General features: G+C 36.9%; 9 protein-coding genes. 2 read left to right on the top strand and 7 right to left on the bottom strand.

Annotated features, from left to right (window positions below; translation table 11 throughout):
• On the top strand, positions 1 to 334 hold a 334-nt coding region (locus NZ519_07205), incomplete at its 5' end, for a hypothetical protein (protein ID MCS7028541.1).
• 14 nt (positions 335 to 348) lie between these two features.
• Here the strand turns inward: NZ519_07205 and nadE are convergent.
• The 6 genes from nadE to NZ519_07235 form a co-directional block, all read right to left on the bottom strand.
• Positions 349 to 2,283 (bottom strand): NAD(+) synthase, encoded by a 1,935-nt coding sequence (gene nadE, locus NZ519_07210; protein ID MCS7028542.1) that lies wholly within the window; start codon positions 2,281 to 2,283, stop codon positions 349 to 351.
• Between the two features lie 206 nt (positions 2,284 to 2,489).
• Complete coding sequence (locus NZ519_07215; GenBank protein ID MCS7028543.1) at positions 2,490 to 3,581, bottom strand: glycosyltransferase; 1,092 nt, start codon at positions 3,579 to 3,581, stop codon at positions 2,490 to 2,492.
• A gap of 6 nt (positions 3,582 to 3,587) precedes the next feature.
• Complete coding sequence (gene cysS / locus NZ519_07220; GenBank protein MCS7028544.1) at positions 3,588 to 5,090, bottom strand: cysteine--tRNA ligase; 1,503 nt, start codon at positions 5,088 to 5,090, stop codon at positions 3,588 to 3,590.
• 60 nt (positions 5,091 to 5,150) lie between these two features.
• Positions 5,151 to 7,577, bottom strand: a complete 2,427-nt coding sequence (locus NZ519_07225; protein ID MCS7028545.1) for an SLBB domain-containing protein — start codon at positions 7,575 to 7,577, stop codon at positions 5,151 to 5,153.
• Positions 7,578 to 7,630: 53 nt separating this feature from the next.
• On the bottom strand, positions 7,631 to 8,581 hold the full coding sequence (locus tag NZ519_07230) for a tryptophan 2,3-dioxygenase family protein (GenBank protein MCS7028546.1): 951 nt from the start codon (positions 8,579 to 8,581) through the stop codon (positions 7,631 to 7,633).
• Between the two features lie 250 nt (positions 8,582 to 8,831).
• Complete coding sequence (locus NZ519_07235) at positions 8,832 to 9,437, bottom strand: hypothetical protein (protein ID MCS7028547.1); 606 nt, start codon at positions 9,435 to 9,437, stop codon at positions 8,832 to 8,834.
• 179 nt (positions 9,438 to 9,616) lie between these two features.
• Here NZ519_07235 and NZ519_07240 point away from each other — a divergent pair, with 179 nt between their 5' ends.
• Complete coding sequence (locus tag NZ519_07240) at positions 9,617 to 10,402, top strand: N-acetyltransferase (GenBank protein ID MCS7028548.1); 786 nt, start codon at positions 9,617 to 9,619, stop codon at positions 10,400 to 10,402.
• 1 nt (position 10,403) lies between these two features.
• On the opposite strand, the gene NZ519_07245 is transcribed toward NZ519_07240, so the two are convergent.
• Complete coding sequence (locus tag NZ519_07245; protein MCS7028549.1) at positions 10,404 to 11,384, bottom strand: glycosyltransferase family 9 protein; 981 nt, start codon at positions 11,382 to 11,384, stop codon at positions 10,404 to 10,406.
• Positions 11,385 to 11,653 lie beyond the last annotated feature (269 nt).

Raw genomic sequence — 11,653 nt, forward strand, 5'->3', positions numbered from 1 at the left:
GCCCTTGTGGGCGGAACGCCCACAAGGGCGCGCCTTACAAGACCACATCCCATCCTCTGCACGGAAGCAACCTCCAATCCCCTCTACACTTTATACCTTAAATCCCGAAAACCTATCCCTCTGTATCTTGTGTAGAGTTTTAGCTTGTAAGTACTTGTACTTCAAGCTTAAACAAGGTAAAGACATAACTACACAGGTCATCTGCGTGAGGGGCATGAAGCATGCCCGTAAGGGCAGTGCGAAGCGCAGCGAAGCACCGAAGCGAAAGCGTAGTGCGGAATGCCCCGACCCTTGCGTCAGCAAGGGGCACGCCCAAAAAGAAATTATTCCTTAAATTATACCATACATTTATGCCATATTTTCTAGTTCGTGTAGCAATTCTCTATAACCTCCGTTTAGAATAGGAAAGCGACACCAAGTACGCGGGTCAAGATTTTCATCGTCTAAATGAAAAGAAGGTGCATAACGCTCTCTTTTCCATTGATTCTGACACCATAGAGTAAAAAACTTCTTAATATATGCTTTCAGGACAGCATCGGTAACTTCAACTGTACCTTTGAGAGTATTAAACACTTCCACAGGTGATTTGTAATCTCTAATCGCACATTTTTCTATTTTGTCTAATATGGCGTAAGGCATTAAGTCGCCTTCGGCGGTTTGCCCTGCATCTTTGGGGCGAAGTTCAGGTCCAGGTTTTAGGTCAATTACGTATTTAAGTACTTCTATATTGAGTTCTTTATACGCCCAACGTAACCAAGCTAACAAGCTTGCTTTGTCTATACCTGCCAACGGGGCTAAGCCGCCACAGGTATCTCCATCCATAGTACAGTAGCCTACGGCGGCTTCACTTCGGTTAGAGGTAGTGATTAGCAAAGCTTTTTTAGCGTTTGCGACCATCCAAATACCTGGGGCACGTACGCGAGCTTGAATATTCTGCAATGTAAGGTCATCTTTTTCCCATGTAAGCTTACGCTGTAAGCTGTTCTCAATCATTTCTGTATACTTTTCTGTGAATTCTTGTATGTCCCAGCAGTAAAACGTAGCTCCTAAGTGTTGAGCTAAAGTTTTAGCACTTAGCAAAGTTGCTTCGCTGCTGTTGGAAGTCCGTTGATATACGCAGGTCAAAAGTTGAGCGACAATAGGTTGCTCATAATCTATGTTAAGGTAGCTTAGTTTTTTCTTAAAACCTTCTATCCCTAGCTCTTTTATAGCTTCCTGAATAGCACTGGCACATAGCACCGCAGAAGCCGATGAGTCTGCTCCCCCTGATAAGGAAAGCACAAAACCTTGGCTGCGGCTTTTACGCATGTAATCAAATAACCCTAAGCACTCTGCTTTGTAAAATTCTAATTCTTTGCTTTCAAAAGGTTCTATGTCAATGTTGTGCTGTGCTTTGGGGTCTGCTTCAATGATTTTCTCTGTGCTGACTACTATGCGCTGCGGAATTTCTGCCTTAAAATTGAAAGATTTCTTTTTCCACCTACGAATGGCATGTACATCGATTACTGCGGAATGGACTTGATAATCTTGAAAAGAAAAGCGTTTATGTCTAGCTAACAAATTTCCCCCTTGTGCGATAAGAATTTCGCCGTCATAAATTACTCGCCCTGCTTCATTGCCTAAAAGATTACTATACACATACGCACAAGCATAAGAACGCGAAGTTTCTCGGACTAAGGTTTCTCTAACTTTGGTTTTACCAAAAGCAAAATGAGAAGCGCTCGGATTGAGAATGATATCTACGTTGTTAAGATAATGATTTTGAGCAGGTCTAACGCCGTTCCAAGCATCTTCGCAGATTTCAAAACCTATTCTTACGCCGTCTATTTCAAAGATCAAATCTCCCAACGGATAGCTTTGTCCTTCAATTTCATATTTTACTACTAAGTTGTCTGTCCATTTTTTGAACCAACGAGGTTCGTAGTGTATTCCATCGCCTGCTAGTTCCTGCTTAGCCACAAAACCTAATATTTTTTGGTTTTGTATCAAAGCTACTGTATTGAAAACCATGTTTTCATATACAAGGGGTAGCCCCACAGATACAACAATATTTTCGCAATACGGTAAAATATTCAAAAGAGTTTTGAGTGAGTATTCAGGGACATAATCACTAAAAAACATATCTTCACACCCATATCCTGAAATGGCTAACTCTGGCAGACACAAAATTCCTACTTGTTCTTGCCTTGCTTGTAGAATAGCTTGTACAATCCTTTCTTGGTTGCCTTGCCAATCCATTGGCGTTTGATTGACAGATGCACCTGCTACTTTGATGTATTTCATTGGACTTTCTTTTACAAACAACAAAAATAGTTTAAATGTCAAATTATTTGTACAATAGACAAGCTGTTAAATTGTAGGCGCATATCCATAAAAGTAAATTTTGTAATAGAATTAGTCAAAGACGTTAAAAAACTTTTTACAGAAATACCACAATGAAGTGAAAAAACTTAAGATAATAGATGACTTCCGCTAGGGATGCATATTTTTCAATACTCTCGATCTTTCCATTTTAGCTTAAGGGGTAGAATAAAATACACAAACAATATCGGAATAAGCCCCATTTGATACAAGGTATAAACAGGAACTGCCCACAGCCAGTTTTTATACCAAGTTTGTAGCTTACTAAAAATAGATAGCAGTAGCACACTATTTACCAAAGTCTTACATAAGAATAAAATGGCAAATAATGAAATAGATTTGATAAAACTTAGACACATTACTATTTCTACGCATACGTTGAATAGCATAAGCAGCCAAATGAAAAAGGGCAATTCCATTCCTCCTTTTAGCCATCTTTTGCGTTGCTGAAGCCACTTATGCAAGGAAGAAGCACCATAAGTGATATTCGTATTTAATGGGCTAAAAATCCACTTTGCAGTATAATCAGTACGTTTGAGTATTTCTTTGAATAGTTTGTAATCTTCTGTAAAACTAAAAGGTATATTTTCATAGCCGCCTACTGCCTTGTAAGCTGCACTACGAACAGCCATATTATTCCCTATGGCAGTAATCGGCAAGCGAATGTTAAGATTGGCTTTGGCTATGCCCATGTAAAATAGCCAATCTATACTTTGTAAAACATTGAAAAACCCTTTGGGCAAAATGTATGTAGTACCACAAACTATTCCTACTTTTGAAGAGTCAAATCCACTTACAAGCGTGCCTATCCACGTTTTGGGTGTGATAATATCCGCATCGGTAATACATAAGATTTCTGCATCAGTTTTGTGGGCAAGTTGGGCTAGTACATTTTGTTTAGCTTTGAGTCCCCATAAATTTTGAGTAATCTTTACATAATGAAAATTAGGTTTATCCTTGATAAATTTCTGCACAATAAGTGCAGTATTATCAGTGGAATCGTCATCACCTATCCAGACTTCAAAGTATTCTTTGGGATAATCTTGGGCATACAAAGACTGCAAACAAGGTAAAATATTTTTCTCTTCGTTCCGACAAGCAACAAGTACTGCTACTTTTTTATATGTCTGTGAGTGAGGTTTATATCTTTCTATCCACAAAATTACTGCATAGCATATTACCTGTACAGCATATATTCCTAAAATAATTTCAATCCACATACAAAGTTATTGCTTCCACTTCCAAGTAGAACCCTCTTTGGTGTCTTTGACTTCAATTCCCAGTTCTGATAGTCTATTGCGTATTTCATCAGCTTTAGCAAAATTTTTTTGTAATCTAATTTCGTAACGTAATTTGAGAATTTCATCTATCAATTGATGTAAAAGTTCTGTTTGGTTTGTAGTAGTTTTTTCTTCTACTTTTATGCCCAAAATATCTACTACAAAAATTTTGTAAATATTTTGAAGTAAAGATAAGCTTTGAGCATTTATAGTTTTATTATGGTGTGTAATAGCTGTTTTGAACTCTAATCCACTATATAGATGAGCGATTAAAACAGGTGTGTTAAAGTCATCTTCTATGGCTTGATAGCATTTCTGTTGTAGTTGTTGAATTTCCTCAAAAGATACGGAGTTATTACTTTCGCTAGGGGTTAAGTTCATAAAAAATTGATAGCCTTCTAAAAGTCTTTGCAGTCCTTTTTCTGCAGCTTGTAGAGCTTCATTAGAAAAATCGAGTGTGCTGCGGTAGTGAGCTTGTAACATAAAAAAGCGCATGGTCATAGGTGAATAGGCTTTTTCTAAAAGAAGATGTTTTCCTGTAAGAAATTCATCTACGGTAATAAAATTACCAAGCGATTTAGCCATTTTTTGCCCATTGATGGTGAGCATATTATTGTGCATCCAGTAACGTGCAGGAATGCACTGATGTCCTGCATGGGATTGTGCAATTTCTGCTTCATGGTGAGGGAATATCAAGTCCATGCCCCCTCCATGTATATCAAATGTATTTCCAAGGTACTTGCTGCTCATAGCTGAACATTCAATATGCCACCCTGGAAAGCCTACTCCCCAAGGTGAATTCCATTTCATAATATGTTCAGGGGGAGCTTTTTTCCAAAGCGCAAAGTCAGCAGGATTACGTTTTTCTTGTTGTTCTTTAAGTTCTCGGCGCTCTTCACCTGCCCCAGCTAAAAGCTCTTCTAATTTTCTACCTGATAAAATACCATACTTTCCTTCTTTGGCATATTTTACCACGTCAAAATACACAGAACCGTTGACTACATATGCAAAACCTGCATCTATAATTTTTTGAATGAACTCAATTTGCTCTATTATATGTCCTGTGGCACGCGGAGCAATGGAAGGGGGAAGCACATTCATAATATCCATTATTCGTTCATATTGATAAGTGTATTTTTGGGCAATTTCCATAGGTTCTAATTGTTCTAATCGTGCTTTCTTTTGGAGTTTATCTTCACCCGCATCATTGAGTTCATCGGTTAGATGTCCCACGTCAGTGATATTTTTAACGTACCTTACCTTATAGCCTTTGTGCAAAAAATAACGGTAGACAATATCAAAAGTAATAGCAGAGCGTAAATGTCCTAAGTGGGTATCGCCGTATACTGTGGGACCACATACATACATACCTACAAAACCAGGCACAAGCGGTTCAAAAATTTCTTTTTTGCGAGTATATGTATTGTATATCTGTAATGTAGAAGACATAGGCACACAAAAATAACAATGTATTTTGGATATGTTAATATCGCGAAGAACTTTAATAATTTATTGCCTGAACAAGTTAATAGCTGAAAGCAATGCTACCATCAAAGTAGTAAATCCTGTAATAAGTCCCACAGCGATTTGAGTTCTTGCCATTAAAACTGTGGCATTAGATTCTGTTTTGGGAACGGCAACTAAAGTAGCCCCTGGTTCAACTTTGGGGTATTTTTTGAACAAAATATAATTGCGTGTAGGTTGATTCATGCCATTTGCATAGGTAATATAGCATTTGCTTCGTTTTACATTGTCTTTGAAACCACCCGCAAGTGCGATATAATGCTTGTATTTTGTTTTACCATCAAATGTTACTGTAACATTAGTTTGAACAGCTCCCTGGACATTTACGAAGTCTTGCAGTAAAGGAATGTGAATTACATCTCCTTCTCGCAGAACTATATCGTATTTGCTATTAGGTTTTTTTAGAGCTTTTTTGAGGTTAATGGCTATTCTTTGCGTGGTACTGTCGTTCATTTTTCTAAAAAGTGTAGCTCCATCAAGATAGGCTTCTTTCTCTCGAATTCCACCTGCGCGTTCAATAAGAGAAGAAAGGCGTTCTGTTCTTTCGAGTTTTGTGTATTCTCCTGGGTAAAGCACTTGTCCTGTAATGAAAACACTTTCCTGCATGTTAAAATCAGGATTCTTACGGACAAATACCTGATCATAAGGCGACATGATAAACTTCTCTGCTTCCTGGTCAATGCTTAGATCTGGTTTAACATTTACTGTAAGGACAGTTACACGCGTTATTCGAGATTCATTAGCCGATTTTTGTTTCAAAATTCGGGATACTTCAATTTTAGTGTTAGCAGCTTCTTCTTTCAATCCTCCTGCAAAGTAAAGTACATCTTTAAGGGTAATTTTACCTGTTATAGGGTACTTACCTTCTTTTCTCACTAGACCTTTTATTTCTACATAGTTGCTGTCCTTGAATTCTTTTTTTGAAAAAACTCGTACAATATCAAACGGCATTAGTTGTATATTTTTAACTTCCTCAGCACCTTTTCCTATTGTATCGGATAGACCAGTAAGGTCAATAGGAATATAGTCTACATCTAAATCGTTATTGATACGCAAAATATAAGCTCGAGAGAGGTAAGCATCTGCAGTAAGTCCTTCGGTTTTTTTGAGTAGATCGCCCAGCTTTGAAGTAGGTGGAAGTTGAAAAAAACCTGTTTGATTAAATGCCCCCACTGCTTGTACACTGTTCATTACTCCCTCACGCACTCTTCGTACTTCAATAATATCTCCATCAAGAAGCGGAACATTCTCATTTTTAGATAGCTTCTCATCATAATCTACGTCAATTAGAATCTCCTTGTAATTTTGTATTCGTTTGATTTGTATGTTCTTTTTGTAGGCTGTATGAAGAAATCCCCCAGAAATTTGGATCAACTCAAAAAGACCTTCGTTTTCTTTAAGTTCATAGGCTAGCGGGCGTTTGACCTCACCTGTTAGCTCTACTATTTTTTTAGCTACAGGCACTTGAATAATATCATTATGCTGCAAATAAATTTGTTTTCCAAAATCTGCGTTGAGTAAATATTGGTATATATCCAATGTGTCTATGGTTTTACCATTGCGCTTAACATAGATTGTCCTCAATGAACCTATACTATTAGGACCACCTGAAGCATAAATAGCATTGAAAGCTGTGCTTAATGCGGAGATAGTATATGCTCCAGGTTGCATGACTTCACCTACAATATTTACTCTTATGCTTCTTACTTTACTAATACTTACCTCTATGTTTGTGTTAGGGCTGGCATAAATTTTCCTATATTGCGATTTGACAAATTCTCGCATAGTTTTAAATTTCATTCCATTTACGACTAAGCGTCCTACTTTTTCAGGAAATATTGTACCATCAAGAGCTACTTTATGATTATCATTGGCTTCTGAGTCTCCCCATACTACTACATTTATCTCATCTCCAGGGCCTACTACATAATCATCGGGGGGATTTTGATAGTCTTGAGGTTCAAAAGGTGAAGCACCAGACGCAAAAATATTTTGCCCATATACTGCATACTCAATATCACCTTTAGTTATAGGGAACTTCTTGGGTTTTTTCTTTTCAGTTTCCTCTTCCTCTTCCTGCTCCTCTTCTTGTTTTTGTTTATCCTTTCCAGATTGCTTTATTTTACTTTCGGGATCGCCTTGCTTAGGATTTTTTGTATCACTTTTTCTTTCTTGCTTTTTTTTAGCTATCTCAAGCTGAATCTGCTCAGGCGTCATGCCTTGCTTAATCATATTGTCTATCTCTATTTGAAGTTCATTTTGAGTAGTCTGGATGCCTTTATTACTTCCAGATGATTTATTTTTTAAGATATCGGTTTTGGTTTTGCTAATCTCAGTGTCTTGTGCTATAGTTGTGATTATTGGTAAGTAACAAAAGAAAATGACAAAAATAACTCGCAGCGATTTTTTCATTTTATCTGCGCAAAATTAGTAAAAAATGCTTTACGATACGAAAAGAAGTAGATTTATTTAACAGCAGTATTATTCAACTGCTCTAAGACCCAGTTTTTGCCCCATTCTTCCTTTTCAGCATCAGACCAAAGGCTTGGAAAAAATATAATTCGTTGAAATTTAGGAGGTAAGTATTGCTGCCAGTTTGTACCCCCTGTAGCTTTGATATCCTCAGGATCTTTATGTAGATATTTTACCGCAGACTTATAATGTACTAGGCACCAATGTATATTAAAACTTTGGTCTAATGTTCTCAAAGCATCCTTGACCGCTTGGCTTGGTTCAGAAATAGAAAGATATTTTTCATATAAAGTATTTTGATGATGCTGATAAATATAATCTAAAAATTCTTTTTCATATTTCTGTTCAAACATGCGAAGAGTAAGTGTTTTTTGTCCTGTTTGAAGCTCAATAGCACCATATTTCCAATATAGAACTTGGTACTGCTCTTCCAAAGATTTATGTCTATAATCCTCCCTTTTTGAAGCATGGACAAGGTTAATTAGCGGCGTGCAGGCAATCTCTATCTTTCTAAATTGTGCAGATTGAAAACCCGATGCAGGTAGCAGGGACATCCGAAATTTAAGAAATTGCTCCTTGTCCATACCTTCAATCATTATCTCAAAAGAGTTTGTTAAATGGACTATATACCTATTGATGCGGTTTACTCTTTTGAGCAAAGTGGCTTCTGTCAAATCTTTGTCCGAAAGTATTTGTGATAATTCATGTAAAATTAAGTTAAAATATAACTCAGTGATTTGATGATAAATAATAAACACTTTCTCATCTGGAAAAGCCGTTTTAGGTTTCTGTAAAGTAAGTAGAGTATCTAGTTGAATATAATCCCAATATCCAAGATAGTCCGCATACAGCAAACCTTCCAAGTAACTATTGAGGTCTTGACCTGCGGCAGCATATTTTTCACTTAATGCTTCTATTTTCTGAAGGATTTGAGGGGCTAACATACTTACAAATATCCTAAAAATTCGGTTATACAAAATGCTTCTATTTTGTAATTTTTTAATCTCAAAGATGAAAAGGCTAAAAACAAAAAAGCAAAGGAGCTCAAGCCTTAGGGGCAACCCCACGTCTTTGCTCTTGTTTTTTCAATACAAAAATCTAACTTACTGCCTACATCAATTGTCCAAAATAGTGCATGAACGGTCAAATTTGCCACATGAGCGGTTGAAATTTGACATGAACCGCTTTTTTATTTCAATTTGAAAAATTGGTGGTCATAACTCGGGCAAAATAGGTTCGGCTTCTAATAATTTCACCTTTTTTGCCATTGACTTCTACTCCTTCAAAATATTCTTGGTTGTCCCCTATTCCATTAGTAGCTTTTTGAGTGCTACGATAGTGAATTCCTATAGTATCATTTTGTCTAATAATCCAACCTTTGAAAATAGCTGAATGCCCTGTTTTACCTCTCCAAAACTGCACAAAGTCGCCTGGCTTAGCTTTATGAAAAGGGACTTCTTGCCCTAAGCCTAAATGCATAAGTGCAACAATCGCCTGCTTTTCTGCACTTTCAGGAGTAGCTCCGTACCATTCTTGCTGAAACTTTTTAATCTGAGGAATTGTCTTATCTTCTATCAACTTATGTTTTTGAAAAACCTTCATCACTACGGCAAACGTGAAACCGCTGCAATATGTAGTATTTGTAGTACTCTTAGCAAGTATGAGCTGATTTTTGTGAAATATATTGTCAGGACAGCCTGTACCTGTCCATCTATATCCTCCACCATCAGTATATTGATGTGCAATTTGTAAAACTTCTGCATTGTAGTCTACTTGGCAGAAAGCAAGATGTAAGTACACTATTCCAGCACAAATAAAATTAAGTTTCATACAGTCAAGCAATTTTATCAATTTTTAAGCATAAGTCATAAGCTAATCACAAAAGTTAGCAATTGATTGATAAAGCCCTGTAATATGTCAAAAATATTTAAGTAAGCAAAAGAAAATTTAGTATTATTGAGGCTCAAAACATGTATTCTATGAAATTCAGAAATCAAAACACTTATATCAGCCCTAGCGCTATTATAGGTAAAAATGTAAAAATCGGCGATAATACATACATATATGACAATGTAGTGATTGGCGATAATTGCATCATTGCCGACAACTGTGTTATTGGAGAACCTCTTCATAACTATTACACTGAACCTCACACTTATCAAAATCCACGAACTATTATAGGTAGTAATGCATTGATTCGCAGCTTCACTATTATTTATGCTGCTTGTGAAATCGGGGATAATTTTACTACGGGGCATAGAGCTACCATCAGAGAATATACTAAAATGGGAAATAACTGTTCCGTAGGTACAAATACGGACATTCAAGGATATAGCACTTTTGGAGATTATTGCCGATTGCATAGTCAAGTATTTGTTGCGCAGCATAGTGAGTTTGGGAATTTTGTTTTTATATATCCGAATGTAATCATCACTGATGACCCCCATCCCCCTTCAAATATTTCCAAAGGGGTAATTGCCAAAGACTATGCTCAAATTGGTGCGGGAAGTTTAATTTTATCAGGTGTTACGTTAGGTGAAGGATGCTTAGTAGGCGCACAATCCTTTGTCCATAAAGATGTAGAACCGTACACATTAGTCGCAGGTAATCCTGCAAAATTTATTAAAGATGTACGCGAAATACGATCTAAACTTACAGGTAAACCTCATTACCCTTGGATGTATCACTTTGAACGTAACATGCCTTGGGCAGGAATAGGCTATGAAGCTTGGCTTCAAAAGCAAAAGTCAGAAAAAAAGCCATAGTCTACAATCGTTTTTTATTTTGGTAGTTCCAAACAACATTAACTATACTTTGCGGCTTAATCTCTTCCATGCATTTGAAATGTTTTTTAGGGCATTGAGAGTAGCCCAATTTAGTGCAAGGTCTGCAAGATAGGTTTCTATTCTCTAAAATAACATGTTCAGTTTGATAGGGATACATTCCAAACTCAGGAACAGTATTTCCCCATAGTGAGATGACGTATTTTTTCAGGGCTGCGGCTATGTGCATTAAACCTGTGTCATTCGAAATAACTATTTCTGTACGATTCACTACCGCTGCACTTTCTAATAAGTCTAACTGACCACACAAATTCAGCACTTGGCTTCCAAAACGTTCTTGTAAATAATTTCCCTCTGAACTTTCTGTTTGCCCGCCTAACAAAACAACCTTCTCGCCTAGCTTCTCTATCAATGTTTCAATATGATGTAAAGGATACTTTTTAGTAAAATACGTGCCGCTTAAAACTATGGAAATTCGCGGCAATGCTGGATAAAGACAATCTATTTTTTTCGTCACTGCCTGTGGAATAAAAAAGTCTAAACCTTGATTGTCGTTTTGAATATCAAAGTATTTGAGTGTACTTAGGTAACGGTCAACAATGTGGATATTGGGCATTAAGTTAATTTTCAAATTTGTGTATAGCCATTTTTTGAGGTTGAGTTTTGGAAAGCTAAACTTTTTACCTGAAATCAAAAATTTAATTTGAAAAGTACGCAGGTTATTGTGCAGGTCTATCACGTAGTCATATTTAGGAAGTTGTTGTACAAATGAGAAAACGGACTGTTTAGGGGATAGCGTATAAATTTTGTCAAGGTAGGGATTGTGGCGGATGCATATTTCGTATTGTGTTTTGGTCGCATAGTCAATAGTGGCATGGGGAAATTTTTTTCTCAACAAGCGTATAACAGGAGTAGTAAGAACAATATCGCCAATAGCACTAAACCGCAAAATGAGAAACCGCATAGATTGCAAGTTGGCTATATTTTCTTAATCTTGTATCATCATTTACAGTAATTGTGCTTGTAAGTGCTCATTTTCAATAAGATAAGAGTAAAAAGTAGAGTAATTCAGATTTACTTCAGTTGAGAGACACGTTTTTATTTTTATGGATATATTTTTTTGGGCGTGCCCTTGCCCACACTTTCGCTTGCGCTTGTGTGGGCAAGGTCGGCGTGCTACGGGCTACGCTTTCGCTTCGGTGCTACGCTTCGCTCCGCACCGTGCTGACGCAC

Source organism: Bacteroidia bacterium (genome assembly GCA_025056095.1).
Lineage (GTDB): Bacteria > Bacteroidota > Bacteroidia > JANWVE01 > JANWVE01 > JANWVE01.